The sequence below is a fragment of the Pseudomonas sp. Sample_22 genome (assembly GCF_004307635.1).
In the GTDB taxonomy this organism is placed as follows: Bacteria; Pseudomonadota; Gammaproteobacteria; order Pseudomonadales; family Pseudomonadaceae; genus Aquipseudomonas.
Map to the genome: position 1 here is coordinate 77,019 of NZ_RCNY01000032.1, position 17,720 is coordinate 94,738.

The 17,720-nt window shown below is 61.2% G+C and carries 16 protein-coding genes; 8 read left to right on the plus strand and 8 right to left on the minus strand.

Annotated elements, in window-relative coordinates; all coding sequences use genetic code 11:
• Nucleotides 1-14: 14 nt before the first annotated feature.
• Genes pcaF through paaF form a run of 5 tightly spaced genes read right to left on the minus strand, consistent with a single transcriptional unit; the run spans nt 15 to nt 4,784 of the window.
• Complete coding sequence (pcaF, locus tag D8U73_RS08360; protein ID WP_130904198.1) at nt 15-1,226, minus strand: 3-oxoadipyl-CoA thiolase; 1,212 nt, start codon at nt 1,224-1,226, stop codon at nt 15-17.
• The gene (gene paaI / locus D8U73_RS08365; protein WP_056854844.1) at nt 1,219-1,668 is read right to left on the minus strand and encodes a hydroxyphenylacetyl-CoA thioesterase PaaI; all 450 of its coding nucleotides are present in this window, start codon (nt 1,666-1,668) and stop codon (nt 1,219-1,221) included. The genes pcaF and paaI overlap by 8 nt, the downstream gene beginning before the upstream one ends.
• Nucleotides 1,661-3,178: a 3-hydroxyacyl-CoA dehydrogenase PaaH gene (gene paaH, locus D8U73_RS08370; RefSeq protein ID WP_130904199.1), complete on the minus strand. Its 1,518-nt coding sequence runs from the start codon at nt 3,176-3,178 to the stop codon at nt 1,661-1,663. The genes paaI and paaH overlap by 8 nt, the downstream gene beginning before the upstream one ends.
• A gap of 3 nt (nt 3,179-3,181) precedes the next feature.
• Nucleotides 3,182-3,973 carry a 2-(1,2-epoxy-1,2-dihydrophenyl)acetyl-CoA isomerase PaaG gene (paaG, locus tag D8U73_RS08375; RefSeq protein ID WP_056854842.1) on the minus strand — a complete coding sequence of 264 codons (792 nt, stop codon included), beginning with the start codon at nt 3,971-3,973 and terminating at the stop codon, nt 3,182-3,184.
• Between the two features lie 37 nt (nt 3,974-4,010).
• Nucleotides 4,011-4,784: a 2,3-dehydroadipyl-CoA hydratase PaaF gene (paaF, locus tag D8U73_RS08380; RefSeq protein ID WP_056854841.1), complete on the minus strand. Its 774-nt coding sequence runs from the start codon at nt 4,782-4,784 to the stop codon at nt 4,011-4,013.
• 348 nt (nt 4,785-5,132) lie between these two features.
• Between paaF and paaY the strand changes: the two genes are divergently transcribed.
• The 3 genes from paaY to feaR all read left to right on the plus strand — a co-directional run bounded on the left by paaY (nt 5,133) and on the right by feaR (nt 7,763).
• Nucleotides 5,133-5,729 (plus strand): phenylacetic acid degradation protein PaaY, encoded by a 597-nt coding sequence (gene paaY, locus D8U73_RS08385; protein ID WP_056854840.1) that lies wholly within the window; start codon nt 5,133-5,135, stop codon nt 5,727-5,729.
• A 92-nt stretch (nt 5,730-5,821) separates the two neighbouring features.
• On the plus strand, nt 5,822-6,745 hold the full coding sequence (gene paaX, locus D8U73_RS08390; protein WP_056854839.1) for a phenylacetic acid degradation operon negative regulatory protein PaaX: 924 nt from the start codon (nt 5,822-5,824) through the stop codon (nt 6,743-6,745).
• Between the two features lie 103 nt (nt 6,746-6,848).
• Nucleotides 6,849-7,763: a transcriptional regulator FeaR gene (gene feaR, locus D8U73_RS08395; RefSeq protein WP_130904200.1), complete on the plus strand. Its 915-nt coding sequence runs from the start codon at nt 6,849-6,851 to the stop codon at nt 7,761-7,763.
• A gap of 130 nt (nt 7,764-7,893) precedes the next feature.
• On the opposite strand, the gene tynA is transcribed toward feaR, so the two are convergent.
• The 3 genes from tynA to D8U73_RS08410 form a co-directional block, all read right to left on the minus strand.
• Nucleotides 7,894-10,182, minus strand: coding sequence for a primary-amine oxidase (gene tynA / locus D8U73_RS08400; RefSeq protein ID WP_130904201.1), 2,289 nt, complete (start codon nt 10,180-10,182; stop codon nt 7,894-7,896).
• A 107-nt stretch (nt 10,183-10,289) separates the two neighbouring features.
• A complete protein-coding gene (locus D8U73_RS08405) occupies nt 10,290-10,964 on the minus strand; it encodes a DUF3313 domain-containing protein (RefSeq protein WP_130904202.1) in 675 nt (224 codons plus the stop codon).
• A gap of 46 nt (nt 10,965-11,010) precedes the next feature.
• The gene (locus D8U73_RS08410; protein WP_130904203.1) at nt 11,011-11,313 is read right to left on the minus strand and encodes a hypothetical protein; all 303 of its coding nucleotides are present in this window, start codon (nt 11,311-11,313) and stop codon (nt 11,011-11,013) included.
• A 164-nt stretch (nt 11,314-11,477) separates the two neighbouring features.
• Between D8U73_RS08410 and D8U73_RS08415 the strand changes: the two genes are divergently transcribed.
• The 5 genes from D8U73_RS08415 to D8U73_RS08435 all read left to right on the plus strand — a co-directional run bounded on the left by D8U73_RS08415 (nt 11,478) and on the right by D8U73_RS08435 (nt 17,683).
• The gene (locus D8U73_RS08415) at nt 11,478-12,185 is read left to right on the plus strand and encodes a response regulator (protein WP_056854834.1); all 708 of its coding nucleotides are present in this window, start codon (nt 11,478-11,480) and stop codon (nt 12,183-12,185) included.
• A complete protein-coding gene (locus D8U73_RS08420) occupies nt 12,182-13,537 on the plus strand; it encodes an ATP-binding protein (RefSeq protein ID WP_056854833.1) in 1,356 nt (451 codons plus the stop codon). Before D8U73_RS08415 ends, D8U73_RS08420 begins: the two co-directional genes overlap by 4 nt.
• 96 nt (nt 13,538-13,633) lie before the next feature.
• The gene (locus tag D8U73_RS08425; RefSeq protein WP_056854832.1) at nt 13,634-14,134 is read left to right on the plus strand and encodes a sigma-70 family RNA polymerase sigma factor; all 501 of its coding nucleotides are present in this window, start codon (nt 13,634-13,636) and stop codon (nt 14,132-14,134) included.
• 40 nt (nt 14,135-14,174) lie between these two features.
• Entirely contained in the window at nt 14,175-15,158 is a 984-nt protein-coding gene (locus D8U73_RS08430; protein ID WP_130904204.1) for a FecR family protein, read from the plus strand.
• A 98-nt stretch (nt 15,159-15,256) separates the two neighbouring features.
• Nucleotides 15,257-17,683, plus strand: a complete 2,427-nt coding sequence (locus tag D8U73_RS08435) for a TonB-dependent receptor (protein WP_130904205.1) — start codon at nt 15,257-15,259, stop codon at nt 17,681-17,683.
• Nucleotides 17,684-17,720: the final 37 nt, after the last annotated feature.

Genomic DNA, 17,720 nt, shown 5'->3' on the forward strand with positions numbered 1-17,720 from the left:
GGAATCGCGATTCTTTAGTGGGATAGACGCTCGATGATCAGGGCGATCCCTTGGCCGACACCGATGCACATGGTGCATAGGGCGTAGCGGCCGTTACGTTCCTCAAGCTCATGCAGGGCAGTGGTCACCAGTCGCGCGCCGCTCATGCCCAGCGGGTGGCCGAGGGCAATGGCACCGCCGTTGGGGTTCACCCGCGGATCGGTGTCGCTCAGGCCAAGCTCGCGCAGCACCGCCAGGCCCTGTGCGGCAAACGCTTCGTTGAGTTCGATCACGTCCATGTCGGCCAGGCTCAGGTTTGCCAGCTCCAGCACCTTGCGCGTGGCCGGCACCGGGCCGATGCCCATGATCCGTGGTTCGACGCCGGCAGTGGCCATGGCCACGACCCGGCCACGGGCTGTCAGGCCGTGGCGTTTGGCGGTTTCCGGGTTGGCCAGCAGCAGCGCGCAGGCGCCGTCGTTGACCCCGGAGGCGTTGCCGGCGGTGATGCTGCCGCCTTCGCGGAACGGCGTCCCCAGTTTGGCCAGTTGCTCAAGGGTGGTGTCGCCGCGAGGATGTTCATCGAGCTCGACCACTTTGGCCGGGCCTTTGCGCTGCGGGATTTCTACCGCGACGATTTCTTTCCCCAATCGCCCACTGGCCTGGGCGGCCGCGGCGCGTTGCTGGCTGCGCAGGGCAAAGGCATCCTGGTCAGCGCGGGAGATGTTGAACTGTTCGGCGACATTCTCGGCGGTTTCCGGCATGGAATCGATGCCGTAGGCCTTTTTCATCAGTGGGTTGACGAAGCGCCAGCCAATGGTGGTGTCGAACATTTCGGCCGCACGAGAGAACGCCTGCTCAGCCTTGCCCATCACCAGCGGCGCGCGCGACATCGACTCAACACCCCCGACCAGCATCAACCCGGCCTCACCACTGCGAATCGCCCGCGCCGCTGTGCCGACAGCATCCAGCCCGGAGCCGCACAAACGATTGAGGGTGGTGCCCGGCACGCTCACCGGCAACCCGGCCAGCAACGCCGACATGCGCGCGACGTTGCGGTTGTCTTCGCCGGCCTGGTTGGCGCAGCCGTAGATCACGTCGTCGACGCTGTTCCAGTCGACTTGCGGGTGGCGGCGCAGCAGTTCGCGCAACGGCACCGCGCCGAGGTCGTCGGCGCGCACGCTGCTCAATGCACCGGCGTAGCGGCCTATCGGGGTGCGGACTGCATCGATGATCAGGGCGTCATTCATTCGGGTTCTCCTGCGTCAGCACCGGGCCGCGCACTTTGTAGGATTTGCCATGGAACAGGGCGATCAACTGGCCCTGCTGGTTTTCAATGCGCACGTCGTAGTTGCCGGTGCGCCCGGAGCGGCTTTGCTCGATGCAGTCGGCGTTGAGCGTGTCACCCAGGCGGGCCGGGGCGATGTAGTCGATGCTGCAACCGATGGCCACGGTGGCTTCGTTGTAGCTGTTGCAGGCAAAGGCAAACGCCGAGTCGGCGAGGGCGAACAGGTAACCGCCGTGGCAAGTGCCGTGGCCCTGGAGCATGTCCGCGCGCACGGTCATGCCGACCCGGGCACAACCGGGGCCGGCCGAGAGCAGGCGCATGCCCATGGCCTGGCTGGCGGTGTCGCGCTGGAACAATGCTTGCGCACAGTCGCTGGCCAATGTCATGGCTTGGTGATTAGTCATGGAAGTGTCTCCCTTCGGCGACCCGACGGCGCAGCAGCAGCGACGGCCGGTAGCGCTCCTCGCCATAACTGGCCTGCAGGTTTTCCAGCGTTTCAAGAATGTGCGACAGGCCAATGGCATCAGCCCAGGCCAACGGCCCCTGCGGATAGTTGACCCCGGCGCGCATCGCCAGATCGATGTCTTTGGCTGAGGCCACGCCTTGCAGCAGGGCGTCGGCCGCTTCGTTGGCGAGCATCGCCACGGTGCGCAGCACGGCGAGGGCCGGGCTGTCACTGAGCAGGCTGACCTTGAGCCCGGCCCGTTCCAGCAAGGCCACGCCTTGCTCAAGAGCCTGTGGATCGATGCCAGCCGCATGGCTGATGGCGATGCGTTTGGCATTGACGTAATCGAACGCCAGATCCAGCAGGATCAGGTTGCGCAGCCCGTCTTCCCGAGCCCGCTGACAGGCCATGCGCCCATCGCTCAAGGCCAGCACGGCGTCACCGATCCGCAGCAAACCCTTGCCATCGCGCTGGATGATCTGGACGCCTTGTTCGCGCAGTCGCACAAGCAAACCTTGGGCGATACCGAGGTCGCCTTCCACGGCACAAACCTCGACCTGCGCGTCGCTGCTGATTTGCGTGGTATGCGGGCGCTCTGCCCCTTGGGCGTAGCTGTAGAAACCCTGGCCGCTCTTGCGCCCCAGGCGTCCACCGTCGACCAGCTCTTTCTGGATCAGCGACGGCAGGAAGCGCGTGTCCTGGTAATAGGCGTCGAACACCGAGCAGGTCACGGCGTAGTTGACGTCGTGGCCGATCAGATCGGTCAGTTCGAACGCGCCCATGGCAAAGCCACCGGCCTCGCGCATCAACGCATCCAGTGTCGGGCAGTCGGCCGCGCCTTCCTGAAGCATCCGCAGACTTTCGGCGTAAAACGGCCGGGCCACGCGGTTAACGATGAAGCCCGGTGTGGAGCGGGTGTGCACCGGTTTTTTGCCCCAGGCCCTGGCGGTGTCGTACAGGCACTCGGCCAATGTCGGATCGCTGGCCAGCCCGGAGACGATTTCCACCAGCGCCATCACTGGCGCCGGGTTGAAGAAGTGCAGGCCGAGCAAGCGGTGAGGATGTTCAAGCTGCGCAGCGATGCTGGTGATCGACAGCGATGAGGTATTGCTGGCGAGGATGCAATGTTCGCTGCAAATGCCTTCGAGCTGACGGAACAGTGCACGCTTGACATCAAGGTTTTCGACGATGGCCTCGATGATCAGCGCGCAGTCGGCCAGGGCTTCGATGGCGTCCACCGCCTGCAGGCGAGCAACGGTTGCAGTGCGCGATTCGGCCGACAGCTTGCCGCTTTCGACCCGTTTGCCCAGTTGCCGATCGATGCCTTCAATGGCTTGAGCGGCCGCGCCTGGGCGATTGTCCAGCAGCAGCACCGGATGCCCGGCCTGCGCCGCGACCTGGGCAATGCCCGCGCCCATGGCACCGGCGCCGATCACGGCGATGCGTGCGTTGGTGTTGAGTGCGCTCATGACTCAGCGCCCCTTGAAAACTGGGGTGCGTTTTTCCATGAAGGCGCCGACGCCTTCGCGGTAGTCCTCGCTACGCCCGGCCAGGCGTTGCAGGTCTCGCTCCAGTTCCAGCTGTTCGTCAAAGCTGTTGCTCAGGCTGGCGTTGAGGCTGCGCTTGATCAGCGCCAGGCCGTAGGTCGGCTGCGTCGCCAGATGGCGGGCCAGTTTCAGCGCTTCGTCGCGCAGGTCGGCGTCGTCCACGCACTGGTAGATCAAGCCCCATTGTTCGGCCTGTTCGGCACTCAGGCGGTTGCCCAGCAGTGCCAGAGCCTTGGCCCGAGCCATGCCGACCAGGCGCGGCAAGGTCCAGGTGCCACCGGAATCAGGGATCAGGCCGATTTTGCAGAACGCCTGAATGAAGCTCGCCGAGCGCGCCGCCAGTACCAGATCGCAGGCCAGTGGAATGTTGGCACCGGCCCCGGCTGCCACACCGTTGACCGCGCAAATCACCGGCATCGGCAGGTCGCGCAGCTGGCGGATCAGCGGGTTGTAGAACTTCTCGATGGACTCGCCCAGATCCGGCACGGCGCTGCCCGGGGCGACGTTGCGGTCGCTCAGATCCTGCCCGGCGCAGAAGCCGCGACCTTCACCGGTCAGCAGCAGCACGCGCACGTCCGGGTTTTGCCGCACTTGTTTGAGCGCTTCTTTGACCTCGCCATGCATCTGGGTGTTGAAGCTGTTGAGCTGGTCCGGGCGATTGAGGCTGAGCAGGGCGACGCCGGCCTCGATGGAAAACAGGATGTGTTCGAAGTTCATGGTCTTGGCGCTCTCTTGGAGATCTCGAATTCAGTGATTACTGGCCGGTAAAGGTCGGCAGGCGTTTTTCCTGAAAGGCGGCAATGCCTTCGTTGCGATCGCGGGTGCCGGCCAGCACGGTGAAGGCGTGGCGCTCGAAGCGCAGGCCGCTGGCGAGGTCGGTGTCCATGGCTTTGAGCAGGGCTTCCTTGGCCAGGCGTACTGCCAGCGGCGCCTTGACCGCGATGCTGCGGGCAATGTGCAGGGCGCGTTCGACGGTGAATTCCGGTTGCGTCACTTCGCTGACCAGCCCGGCGCGTTGGGCCTGGCGGGCATCGATCGGTTCGCCGGTGAGGACCATTTGCATGGCCATGGATTTGCCGACCGCGCGCAACAGGCGTTGGGTACCGCCCGCGCCGGGCATGATCCCGAGATTGATTTCCGGCTGGCCGAAGCGGGCGTCGAGGCCTGCAATGATGATGTCGGCGTGCATCGCCAGTTCGCAGCCGCCGCCCAGGGCGAAGCCGTTGACGGCGGCGATCAGCGGTTTACTGAAGCGGGTAATGGCTTGCCACGATGCCTGGCGCGGATCGTCGAGGATACCGACCAGATCGCGCTCAGCCATTTCCTTGATGTCGGCGCCAGCGGCGAAGGCTTTGCGGCTGCCGGTGAGTACGACGACGCGGGTGTCGGGATCGGCTTGCGCAGCATTCAGTTCATCGGCCAGTTCACCGAGTAACTCAGTGGTCAGGGCGTTCAATGCTTGTGGGCGCTGCAGGGTAATCAGGCGGACGCCAGGCTCGATCAACTCGACGGCAAGGGTTAGAGGCATGGCGGATGCCCTCACGGTGCACGCTCGGCGTGATGCCGGCTCGTTATTGGATCGGCCGCTGGGGCCGGTTTTGCCAAAGTATAGCTACAACGTGATACGTAAAAGCAATATGAAAATAGAATTAATGTGTCTTAATTGAGAGTCTTCTGGTTTGATGTCACTGCGATTGAGGGGCCCTGTGTGAGTGATTTGTCTCGGTTTTATTGGGTTTTTCGTTGATTCTAGGGCCCTGCTGGCATTCGTCGGAAAGGGCTGTTTCAAGTGATACGCTTTTTAGTCTTTGTGATTGCAAAAGTGATGTGATACAAAATGAGTCATTAATTGCATCGCTTTGTGAAGGAACCTGCCATGACCTGCTACAGCCTTGATGGCCTGACTCCAGTGGTTGACCCAAGCGCTTATGTGCACCCGTCCGCTGTATTGATAGGTGACGTGATCATCGGCCCGCGTTGCTATGTCGGTCCGCTGGCCAGCCTGCGTGGCGATTTCGGGCGGATCGTGCTGGAGGAGGGCGCCAACCTGCAGGACACCTGCGTCATGCACGGCTTCCCCGACAGCGACACCGTGGTCGAGCGCAACGGCCACATCGGCCACGGCGCGGTGCTGCACGGCTGTCGGATCGGCGCCGATGCACTGGTGGGGATGAACGCGGTGGTCATGGACAACGCCCGGATCGGTGCGCGTTCTTTCGTTTCGGCGGCGGCGTTCGTCAAGGCCGGGTTCGAATGTCCGGAGCAATCGCTGGTGATGGGCGCACCGGCCGGCGTCAAGCGCACCCTCAGCGATCAGGAAGTGGCGTGGAAGCAGGCGGGAACGCGCGAATACCAGCAACTGGCCCAGCGTTGCCTGGAGCAGATGCAGGTTTGCGAACCGCTGAGCGAACCGGAGCCGGATCGGCCGCGAATCAGCGACAGCGGCCTTCGCCCCAAAGGCAACACTTTGTGAACATGGTCCCCTGCAGGCTGGCTCCTGCAAGGGATTGGGATTAACACCCCGGCATTCGGTATATTCCTTTTCTTTTTTCGCTCGGTACGCCCATGTCGTCCCTGACACCCTTGAACCATCTGATTACGCGCTTCCAGGAGCAGACGCCGATTCGCGCCAGTTCCTTGATCATCACGCTGTACGGTGATGCCATCGAGCCCCACGGTGGCACCGTGTGGCTGGGCAGCCTGATTCAATTGCTCGAGCCGATCGGCATCAACGAACGGCTGATCCGCACCTCGATTTTCCGTTTGACCAAGGAAGGCTGGCTGACCGCCGAGAAAGTCGGCCGCCGTAGCTATTACAGCCTGACCGGCACCGGTCGCCGGCGTTTCGACAAGGCGTTCAAGCGGGTCTACAGCACCAGCATGCCGGCCTGGGACGGTTCGTGGTGCCTGGTGATGCTGTCGCAGTTGACCCAGGACAAGCGCAAACAAGTGCGCGAAGAACTGGAGTGGCAAGGTTTTGGTGCGATTTCGCCAGTGGTCCTGGCCTGCCCGCGCAGCGACCGTGCCGATATCAACGCAACGCTGCTCGACCTGGGGGCCCAGGAAGACACCATCGTCTTCGAAACCACCGCTCAGGATGTGCTGGCCTCCAAGGCCCTGCGCCTGCAAGTGCGCGAGAGCTGGAACATCGAGGAACTGGCGACCCATTACAGCGAGTTCATCCAGCTGTTCCGACCGCTCTGGCAAGCGCTTCGCGAGCAGGAGAACCTGCAACCCTCGGACTGCTTCCTGGCACGGATTCTGCTGATTCACGAGTACCGCAAACTGCTGCTGCGCGACCCGCAATTGCCCGACGAGTTGTTGCCCGGTGATTGGGAAGGGCGTGCGGCCCGGCAGTTGTGCCGCAATATTTACCGTTTGATTTACGCCAAGGCCGAAGAGTGGCTCAACAGCGCACTGGAGACGGCCGATGGTCCGTTGCCGGATGTCGGTGAAAGCTTTTATCGACGTTTTGGCGGACTCAAGTAAACACGTCATTGTTCAGGGAAAGGTGCGGTTCAGGAGACTAGAAGCATCCCGATGTCGTGTGGATTGGCGTAGACAATAAAAATAAGCCTGCGTGAGGCCTGACATGATTTCTACAACCGCACAGCGCCAGGACGGGTTCGATCAGTGGATCCATCAGATCAACCAGATCTGCGGCGCCTTCAACGCACAACCCCTGGGCAGCGACTTTGCCGGGCGGATCCGCGAATACCACAGCGATGCCTTAAAGCTCAGCTTCGTCGATGCTTGCCAGGCTCGGCTCTACCGCACGCCGCAACAAGTGGCGGCGGGCGAGGACGGCAAGTACTTTGCGGTGTTCCAGCTCGATGGCACCGCAGGCATGGCCCAGGGCGACGACAAGGTGCTGTTGTCCGCCGGTGACATCACCCTGATCGATGCCTCGCGGCCCAGTGATTTCACCTACAGCGAAAATTCCCGGCAATTGTCGTTGATCCTGCCGTATCAACTGGTCGAGCAAACCCTGCGCTTCAACCAGGTCAAGTGCGGCCACCGGATCGCGGCGACATCGCCCATTGCCATGCTTTCGCATCGCTTGATCCTCGATGCCACGCGCCAGCAGAACCTCAGCCGCCAGGAAAGTGAAGCGACCCTGGAAGCGATTGTCAGCCTGCTGCGTCCGGCCATCAGCCAGACCGACGATTGCACAGACCCGCATGAACGGATCTTCCGCAAGACCCTGAGCTTTATCGACGCGAACATCCGCTCCGAGGAACTGTGCCCGGAATGGCTGGCGCGGGAAGTCGGCATGTCGACCCGAGGCCTGTACCGGATGTTTGCCAAGAAAGGCCTGGTGGTGGCGCGCTACATCAAGAACCGACGGCTGGACCTGTGCGCTGAATCCCTGCGTCAGTCAGGCAAGGAACAGAAATTGTCGGTGCTGGGGTATTCGTGGGGGTTCTCCGATTCGAGCTACTTTTCCACAGCGTTCAAATCGCGCTTCGGCATTGCACCGGGCGAATACCGCAAACAGTACGCCTGATTTCATGAGCACCGCTTGACCCTGTGGGAGCGGGCTTGCCCGCGATAGCGGTGTATCAGACAACAATGCTGTCCACTGACACTCCGTCATCGCGGGCAAGCCCGCTCCCACAGGTAATGTGCTTACCGTTTTACTTCGCTGAATTGAGATTCAACGTTGGCGTTTCATCAAAAAAGTTCCACGGCTTGAGCAGCACATGCACCCATTCGGTCGGCATGATCGGCCATTCCTCGGCGCGGGCGATGTGGGTGGTGCCGGTGGTCAGCCAGACCACATTGTCGGTGTTCTCGATGGACTGGTTGTCCTGGGTGAACTGCCCCAGCCCCGAGTCCTTGTCCGAGCGGTTCGGGTATTTGCCTTCCGGGTACTTTTCCTCCGGGTTGTACTGCGTCACCCACAGTTGCTTGTCCATGAAACTCAGCCGGTGGTAGAGCCATTCGTCCTTGCCGAAGTTGGCACCCTTGGCCACCGGGTGCGTGCCGCCGGCATACGGAATCAACTGGTAGGACACTGGGTTGCCGACCTTGTTTTCCTTGCTGAAGTTGGTCAGCAGGCGCACGGTCGACGGGTCGAATTTCTGCGCCGCTTGCTGTTCGCTGGTGACTACTCTGGTCTCGGTCTGCATGGTGCTGGTGCGCGGTCCGCCGCGGTCGTTGGGCAACACCACCGGGTTCACTTCCACCAGCGAGTTCTGCTCGCCGTCCACATCCATATCGAGGCGGAAATTGTAGATGTGCTGGTGCGTGGTGCCGACAATGTTGTGGTCGAGCAGAGTGCCGTAGCGGGTGTCTTCCTTGGCGGTCTCTTCGTGCATGGTCCTGGATTTCACGCCCTTGACCGCTTCGATACCGGTGGCGCCGGCATCGATGCCGAGGGTGCCGTTCTGCTGGAAGACCCAGTCGAAGATGTAGTCGTAGTTGCCCACGGTGCTGATCCAGCGCACCACCAGTTCACGCCGCTCGGTGCTGAGGTTGGGCTGGCCCATTTCCTGGTGTTTGTACTCCGGGCCGGCATAGCGCTCGAATACCGCGATGGCCCGGGGGATGGCGGTTGGTGCGCCGGTGTAGTCGGCGATGGTGGCGTCCAGCAACACGGCGTTTTGCGGCGCGTCTTTGCCGCGGGCAATCGGTGAAGTCAGGGTGCCCATGCCGTAGTCGCCTGAGTCGAGGTAGGCCTTGAAGTACCAACCGACATCGGGGTCGCCGTAAGGCACGATCATCCCGCCCAGCGAGCCTTCGTACATGATCTTGCGTTTCTTGCCCTTGTCGTCGTAAGTAACGGTGGACAGGATCGGCCCGACCCGCGAGTCGAGGCGAACATGGAAATCCCAGTTCTGCCAGTGAATGCTGTTGCCGCTGATGGTGTAGTTCTTGCCCTCGGGTTCGATGATTTCCAGCGGTTTGACGGCCACGGCCTGGCGTCCACGTCCGTCATACGGCGTCGGTTTCATCGGCACCGGGATCAGCGCGTCGTCTTCGATCTTGATCAGTTTTTTCTGTTCCAGATCGACAATCGCCACCAGGCCTTCGATCGGGTGCGCCCAATAATTGCCGTCATCGACATTCAGGTAGCTGACGATTTTCAGCAGGCGTTTGTCCTGCGCCAGGCCGTCCTTGCCGTCGAAGTAACCGACGGTCAGCGGTGTCGCCACGACCTTCTTCACATCGGTGATACCGCGCTTGGCCAAGGCTTGCGCGTATTCCGGGCTGGTTTCCACGGCGGTCTGCACCGTGGCGAAATCGTCCAGCAACACCATGCCATGGGCGCCTTGCAGCGGTGTCCAGGACTTGAGCTGTTTGCTGTCGAGATCGACCAACGCTTCGATCACATGCTTGCCGTCCAGTACCACGATCGAAGCCTGGCGCGGCTGGCTGACGTTTTGCCCCGTAAGGACGAAGTTCCACACCTGATCCTTCGGCGGTTCCTTGACCGAGACTTCGGTGAAGCGAAAGCCAGGTTTGTAGTTTTCCGATTGCTTGACGATGTCCACCGCCGCCGTGATTTCAGCCGCGCTCAAGGGGTTGAGCGGACTGGGACGGGTCTCGACGACGAAGGTCTTGTCCAGGCCGGACTGGAACACCTGGTTGATGAAGTCCTTGGACATGAACGCCGTATGGTCCTTGAACACCACCGGCACCGTCAGCTCGATGCGCTTGCCGTTGAGCATGGCCACTTTGCTGTCAGGCTTGACCTTGAGGTAGACCCCATCCTTGGCAATGGTGAACAGGTTCGAATAATCGTCCCATTTGACCGTGGCCCCAAACGCTTCAAGACCCGCCTGCAGTGGCACCATTTCCGCTTGGCCACCATGGGCCAGGGCATTGCCGGCGCAGAAAGACAGGCCGAGTGCACTCAGGGAAATGGCCAGGGCGAGCCGGGCAAGCGGTGATCTCTTTGGTGATGCGTGGGTGCTGGACATGTGTGCATTCCTGAGGAAAAGCCGGTGACTGGCATTCTTGCACTTTGCTACAGCCAGCCGCCGGATGCATTGGGATTCCTGCCAGATTGCTTTGGATGCGTGCCGGGTTACTGTTTGTTGCGCATCGCCACGTACGAATTGCGCAGGTCGCTGGCCCAACCATCGAGCACGCTCTTGACGTTCGCCGTCGTGATGACTTGCTGGTCGTTTTCCAGCGGGACACCCGTGCCTTTGCGCACCACTTCAGCTACCACGGCCTTGGTCCCGCCATCGAGAAGCAGCACTTCGGTAGCGATTTCACTGTCTTGGTCGCGGATCCCGGTGGCCGTGCTGACGCCCGCTGCAACCAGGGTAATCGGCAACCATTCATAGTAGCGCAGGCTTTGGGTGCTGGCCGTGACGCCGGTGATCGCGGGCCGAACGATCAGGGTGTTAGGCCCAGGCTTTGTAACCACATGCAGGACTTTACCCAGTTCGTGCTTGAGCACGGCGTCGTAATACCAGGTGGTGTCCGAGAGCGTAGTCTGCGGAATTCGCTCAGAAGGCAGGGGCTGTGGATAGAACTGGCTCGGTTCGATGTACACCTGCGTGTAACGCTCGACCTTGAGTGTCGGGCTCACCCAGCTCAGCACGGTTTGCCCCGACGGCGACTGGTGTTCGGTCAAAACGCTGTAGTCCTTCAAGAAGCCCGAGTAGGCCTCAGGCATGACTTTTTTGTTGCTGCACGCCGCAAGGGCCAGGGTGGTGGCAGCCAATAGCGGCAGCGAGAAGTGTTTTCTCATCAAGGGATTCCTGAGTGGATGAATTGCGCAAGGGGCTTGCCGCTGATCATCTGCCGTTCGGCAGCTCTTCCGAGCATTCGATACGCAGGCCGCCATGGGCCATGATCCAGTGGGTGAATTCGGCAATGGGCACTGAGTGGATGTATTCCACCCAGTTGCTGTCGGTCGGGCTGTAGCGCTCGTAATAACGGCGCAGTACAACGTGGGTCCGATCGTCGGTCAGACCCAGGCATGCCTGCTGGAATAAAATCGGTTCGTCGTCGCCTGGGGTACTTGTGCGCTGATTGAGGATCACGCTATGCGCGCTATCGACCGCCTCGATCGGGTAGGTGCTGTTTGATCCCTGCATGGAAGACCTCATGGGTTGAAAGTCGCGCAGGGTGCCGCAGGGGGATTGCGGTGGTATGTCCGAAAAATGTCCGGGATGTAGAAATGTTGCTCGATTGAAATATATGACCGCGGCCGCGCAATGGTTTTAGATACGCTCCTTTTCCGACCCATGGACCCCTGAACGTGAGCAGACTGCTGATCGTCGACGACGATGTGGAAATCCTGGACTTGCTGAAAAAGTTCTTTGTTCAGCATGCCTACGAAGTGGATCTGGCCACCCAGGGTGACGCCATGTGGGCGGTGATCGAAAAAAACCGCCCGGACATCATCATTCTTGACCTGATGCTGCCGGGCGAAGGCGGCCTGAGTCTTTGCCAGAAGCTGCGGGCGAGAACGGCAATTCCGATCATCATGTTGACCGCCATGGGCGAGCTGAGCGACCGCATCATCGGTCTGGAACTGGGCGCTGACGATTACCTGACCAAACCGTTCGACCCGAGGGAGCTGCTGGCCCGTCTGCGCGCTGTGCAACGTCGCGCAGGCGAGAAAAGCCTGGGGCAGGAACCGACGCGGCCGGTCATTACCTTTGCCGATTGGCAACTGGATATCACCTGTCGCGAGTTGCGCTCACCCGAGGGCGTGATGATTCCGCTGTCGGCCGGGGAGTTCGATTTGCTGCTGGTTTTTCTCGAGCATCCGCAACGCATTCTCACCCGGGAACAACTGATCGACCTGGCGCGTGGCCAGGGCCACGATGCCTATGACCGCAGCATCGATGTGCAGGTCAGTCGCCTGCGCCGCAAGATCGAACCGGACAGCAAGCGCCCGGACCTGATTCGCACGGTGCGCAACGGCGGCTACATGTTCTCTGCCAGGGTAACCCGCTCGTGATCCGTCGACTGGCCCCTCGCGACACTCTCAGAAGCCGGATCGCGCTGACCATCGTCGCGGCGATGATCGCTTCGCTGGCACTCAATGGTTTGTTCATGCAGCTCGCCGGTACATGGGGCCGTCCGCCCATCGAGCGCACGGGCTTGCTGGAACAGATGGCGGCGAATGTGCGGGTAATCGAAGCGGCGCCGGCGGCCTCGCGTTCGCATTTGGCCGCTGCGGCAAGCAGCCCGATGCTTGAGGTGAACTGGCACCCGCAGCGGTCCGATTTCCACCTGCCCTCGGGCGGTAAACAGGTGACGCCGAACAGTTCGCCGTTACAGCAATTGCTGGGTGATACTCCCCGAGACATTGAAGTCTTCAACCCCGGCGACTGGCCGGACGAAAGCCCTCAGGCGCACTACGTTGCACTCGTGCAGTTGCTCGATGGCAGCTGGTTGTCGTTCACGCCGCCGGAACGAAGCTGGGGACTCGACGCCAATGTCCGGATCCCGATCATCATTGCCCTGGGTCTGATCGCAACCCTGCTCGTCGCCTGGGTTGCCACCCGGCAACTGGCCAACCCGCTGCAACGCTTTGCCAGCGCCGCGCGCCGCTTCGGCGGGGATTTGCATGCGCCGCCGATCAAAATCGAGGGCCCCCATGAGATTCGCCAGGCCATCATCGCCTTCAACACCATGCAGGCGCAGATTCGGCACTTTCTCAGCGAGCGCACGCAAATGCTCGCCGCCATCTCCCACGACCTGCGGGCTCCTTTGACGCGGATGCGCCTGCGCAGCGAGTTCATGGACGACCTGGAGCAGCAGCGCAAAATGGTCCGTGACATCGAAGAAATGCAAACGATGATCAACGCGGCGCTGGGCTTTTTCCGCGAAGAAACCCACAGGGAGCAAACCACTGCGTTCGATCTCTCGGAGTTGCTGCAAACGATCATCGATGATTTCCGCGACCAAGGTATCGAGGTCGATTTCACTGGCCCGGCCCATCTGGTGTACGACGGCCGCCCGCTCGGGATCAAGCGGGTGGTGGTCAACCTGCTGGAAAACGCAGTGAAGTATGCAAGTAAGCCGAGCATCCAGCTGATGGAGGATGAGCAGCGGGTTTGCATCGAAGTCATGGACGATGGCCCGGGCATTCCCGAGTCTGCGCTTGAGCGAGTGTTCGAGCCTTTTTATCGACTGGAAACCTCACGCAACCGTGATACCGGCGGTGTCGGCCTGGGATTGTCCGCTGCGCGGGCAATCGTTCGCGAACAAGGCGGAGAGCTGACACTGCGCAATCGCAGCGGCGCGGGGCTGATTGCGCGTGTGCAATTGCCCGGCGCTCGCAGAGCAAACGCTGCCGGACGATAGCGGATGGCGGGCTGTTTGCCCACTGAGCTGCAAATCGTTGCCTTGGGTTAATAGGAAGCATTACTATTCACGCCCCCGTCTCCACAGCACACCGAAATGATCCCCAAGCTGCCCCGCAGACACGGCTTTTTCGAGCATTACGAAGAGTTGGTTGGCACCTGGACCCGTCGCCTGAGAAACCGTCAGCAGGCTGAGGATCTGGCCCACGACACCTTCGTGCGGGTGCTTGAGGCGAATTCGGCGGCGGTGGAGCAACCTCGGGCTTACCTGCACCAGACCGCGCGCAATATCGCGGTGGACGGTTATCGGCGTGAGGATCGGCGGGGCGCCATGGAGTCAGAGGCGATTGATCTCAGTGTGTCGTCAACCGGCGACCCGGAGCATTTCATGCACGCGATCCAATTGGCCGATTCCATCGAGCGCGCGCTCACCGAATTGCCGATCAACTGCCGCAAGGTGTTTGTCTGGCAGAAGATCGAAGGCCTGACCCAGGCTGAAATCGCCGAACGCCTGGGGCTGTCCAAGAACATGGTGGAAAAGTATATGATCCGCACGCTGCGGCATCTGCGCGACCGCCTGGACGGACTGCAATCATGAGCGGTGGCCATTTTTCATCCCCAGCCAAACAGGAACTTCCATGATGGATACTCGTGCTTGTGCGTGCGGGCAAACAGCGGTCCGCGATGAAGCGGCGCGGTGGTTTGTGCTTTTGCAGGAACCTGCGGTCGATGCCCAAACGCATCGCCAGTTCGAAACCTGGCTGGACCAACACCCGCAACATCGAACCGAATTCGAATGGCTCCAGGGGCTGTGGAAAGCTGCCGACCTGGTGCCTGCGGCGCGTCTGCAAGCGCTGTGTCAGGAAGCGCCAACGCGCAACAAACGCCGCCCGGTGCTGCGTTATGCGGTTGCCGCCAGCGTGTTGGCGGTAGCGCTCGGGCTGGGTTTGTTCAGTGGCCTGAATCATCCGGCGCCTTACACGGCTGAGTTCTCCACAGCACTGAACGAGCGCCGTCATGTGGCGCTGCCGGATGGCTCGGTGGTCGACCTGGACAGCCGAAGTCGCATTCAGGTGCGATTTGAAAAAGACCGACGCACCGTTGAACTGAGTGAAGGCGAGGCGATGTTCAGCGTCCAGCATGACACCCGCAGACCCTTCATCGTCGAGGCCGGCAGCGGCAAAGTCACGGTCACCGGCACCCGTTTCGATGTGCGCCGTGGCGCCAGCGAAACCCGGGTCGTGGTGGAGCAGGGCACCGTCAAGGTTCAGGGGCACGACGCTGCCGACAACGATTTCATCAACCTTACGGCTGGCCTGGGCACCCACGTCGATGCGCACGGCAAAGTCGCGGCGGCCTATGCGGTCAACTCGGCCGAACTGACCGCCTGGCGCAACGGCAAACTGGTCTTCAACAACGCCAGGCTGGCCGATGTCGCCGAGCAAGTCTCGCGCTATCGCGAGACGCCGCTCAAGGTCGGCAGCCGCGCAGTCGGCGATCTGCGTCTGACCAGCGTGTTCAAGTCCGACAACACCGATGCGCTGCTCAAGGCCTTGCCGAGCATACTTCCGGTGGCCGTGCGTACCCTCGCTGACGGCAGTCAGGAAATAATTTCAAAATAAAATTCAGGTTTTTTTCGAGTTCATCGTCTTCCTGTTCAACTGCAACTGGTTTGCATTAACAAGCGCACACTCTTGCGATTCACAGGACGCCGTTTGACGTGAAAAAATCCGCCGCTAAAAACAACAATCTCCCTTGGTTGCCCTTGGCGCTCGCACTGGCGATCAACGTTGCGATGCCCCAGGCCTTCGCGGCCGACGCCATTAAAATCAGGGCGCAGCCACTGGGTCAGGCCTTGAGTGAGCTGGGCCAGCAAACGTCGTTGCAGGTTTTTTTCAGCCCTGAACTGGTGGCCGGCAAACAGGCTCCGGCGGTGGAGGGCAATATTTCCCCGGAAGAGGCGCTGCGTCAGCTGTTGCAGGGCAGCGGCCTGCAATACCAGATCGATGAAGGCTCGGTCACCTTGTTGCCGGCGCCAACGGCGGCTGCAAAAGGGCCACTGGAATTGGGCGTGACCGACATCAAAGTGGTCGGCGACTGGCTCGATGATGCCGACGCCGCCGTGGTGCAGAATCACCCGGGCGCGCGAACCGTGATCCGCCGCGAAGCGATGGTCGAGCAAGGTGCGATGAACGTCGGCGACGTTCTGAAACGTGTGCCGGGTGTGCAAGTGCAGGACGCCAACGGTACCGGTGGCAGCGACATTTCCCTGAACGTTGGTGTTCGCGGCCTGACGTCTCGCCTGTCGCCGCGCTCCACCGTGCTGATCGACGGCGTGCCTGCGGCGTTCGCGCCTTATGGCCAACCGCAGCTGTCCATGGCACCGATTTCCTCCGGCAACCTCGACAGCATCGACGTGGTGCGCGGGGCCGGTTCCGTGCGCTACGGACCACAGAACGTGGGCGGTGTGATCAATTTCGTGACCCGTGCGATTCCGGAACAAGCCTCGGCGGAAATCGGCACGACCCTGGAAACGTCCCAGCACGGTGGCTGGAAGCATATCGACACGGTATTTGCCGGCGGCACCGCGGACAACGGCATGGGCGTGGCGCTGTTGTACTCCGGGGTGAACGGCGACGGCTACCGTGAGCGCAACAACGGCAACGACATCGACGACGTGATCCTCAAGACCCATTGGGCACCTACGGATTACGACGATTTCAGTCTTAATTTTCACTACTACGACGCCAGCGCCGACATGCCCGGCGGCCTGACCCAGGCGCAGTACGACGCTGACCCGTTCCAGTCCGACCGGAACAACGACAGCTTCAGTGGCCGTCGCAAGGACGTGTCGTTCAAATGGGTCCGCCAACTCGACGACCGCACTCAGGCCGAAGTGCTGACGTACTACACCGACAGTTTCCGCGGCAGTAATATCGCCGCCCGCGATCAGAGAACCATCGGCTCGTTCCCGCGTACCTACTACACCTTTGGCATCGAACCGCGTGTATCCCATGTGTTCGATGTCGGCCCGACCACCCAGGAAGTCAGTGTCGGTTATCGCTACCTGAAAGAAGCCATGCACGAAGAGGCCAGCCGCCTGGGGCTCAACAGCAGCAACGAGCCGGTGGTACGTCCAGGTTCGGACGGGCATGTCTATCAGGACCGAACCGGTGGCACCGAAGCCAACTCGGTGTATATCGACAACAAGATCGATGTCGGCCAATGGACCGTCACTCCCGGTATTCGCTTTGAACATATCAGTACCGACTGGCACGATCGTCCGGTACTCGACACGGCCGGCCGGCCCGTACCGGAAAAGAAACGCAGCATCGAAAGCAACGAACCGCTGCCAGCGCTGAGCGTGATGTATCACATCTCCGATGCCTGGAAACTGTTCGCCAACTATGAAACTTCGTTCGGCAGCCTGCAGTATTTCCAGCTCGGTCAGGGGGGTACAGGCGACAGCACCGCCAATGGTCTGGAGCCGGAAAAAGCCAAGACCTATGAAATCGGCACGCGCTACAACGATGACGTGTGGGGCGGCGAAGTGACGCTGTTCTACATCGACTTCGATAAAGAGTTGCAGTACATCAGCAACGATGCGGGCTGGACCAACCTGGGCGCAACGACCCACCAGGGGATCGAAGCATCGGTGCATTACGACATGGCGGCACTGGACCCGCGTCTGGCCGGTCTGACAGCGAATGCCGGCTACACCTACACCCGTGCCGTCTATGAAGGCGATATCCCGGATTTCGAGGGGCGTGACCTGCCGTTCTATTCGCGTCAGGTGGCCACCGCCGGGCTGCGTTACGACATTGATCGCTGGACCTACAATATCGACGCCTTTGCCCAGTCCAAACAGCGCTCACCGGGTGTTGCGGTGAACGCCGACGGCAGCTTCAGCAACAACTACATCACCGAGGGCACGGCCGATGGTCAGTACGGTGACATTCCGGGCTACGTCACCTGGAACGTCCGTGGCGGTTATGACTTTGGTCCGCAGGTGTCGAACCTGAAGCTGGGCGCGGGGGTGAAAAACATCTTCGACAAGCAGTACTTCACTCGCTCCAGCGACAATAACTCGGGCATGTACGTTGGCGCGCCGCGTACGTTTTTCGTGCAGGCCAGTGTTGGCTTCTGATAGACCGGGAAGCCTTTATCGCTGGCAAGCCAGCTCC

Excerpts from the sequence above, each read along its gene's own strand:
- tynA (WP_130904201.1), bottom strand. The coding sequence starts at position 10,182 with ATGTCCAGCACCCACGCATCACCAAAGAGATCACCGCTTGCCCGGCTC.
- paaX (WP_056854839.1), top strand. The coding sequence starts at position 5,822 with ATGTCGTCCCTGACACCCTTGAACCATCTGATTACGCGCTTCCAGGAG.
- D8U73_RS08430 (WP_130904204.1), top strand. The coding sequence starts at position 14,175 with ATGATGGATACTCGTGCTTGTGCGTGCGGGCAAACAGCGGTCCGCGAT.
- D8U73_RS08405 (WP_130904202.1), bottom strand. The coding sequence starts at position 10,964 with ATGAGAAAACACTTCTCGCTGCCGCTATTGGCTGCCACCACCCTGGCC.
- paaI (WP_056854844.1), bottom strand. The coding sequence starts at position 1,668 with ATGACTAATCACCAAGCCATGACATTGGCCAGCGACTGTGCGCAAGCA.
- paaH (WP_130904199.1), bottom strand. The coding sequence starts at position 3,178 with ATGAGCGCACTCAACACCAACGCACGCATCGCCGTGATCGGCGCCGGT.
- paaF (WP_056854841.1), bottom strand. The coding sequence starts at position 4,784 with ATGCCTCTAACCCTTGCCGTCGAGTTGATCGAGCCTGGCGTCCGCCTG.
- D8U73_RS08425 (WP_056854832.1), top strand. The coding sequence starts at position 13,634 with ATGATCCCCAAGCTGCCCCGCAGACACGGCTTTTTCGAGCATTACGAA.
- D8U73_RS08410 (WP_130904203.1), bottom strand. The coding sequence starts at position 11,313 with ATGCAGGGATCAAACAGCACCTACCCGATCGAGGCGGTCGATAGCGCG.
- feaR (WP_130904200.1), top strand. The coding sequence starts at position 6,849 with ATGATTTCTACAACCGCACAGCGCCAGGACGGGTTCGATCAGTGGATC.
- paaY (WP_056854840.1), top strand. The coding sequence starts at position 5,133 with ATGACCTGCTACAGCCTTGATGGCCTGACTCCAGTGGTTGACCCAAGC.
- pcaF (WP_130904198.1), bottom strand. The coding sequence starts at position 1,226 with ATGAATGACGCCCTGATCATCGATGCAGTCCGCACCCCGATAGGCCGC.
- paaG (WP_056854842.1), bottom strand. The coding sequence starts at position 3,973 with ATGAACTTCGAACACATCCTGTTTTCCATCGAGGCCGGCGTCGCCCTG.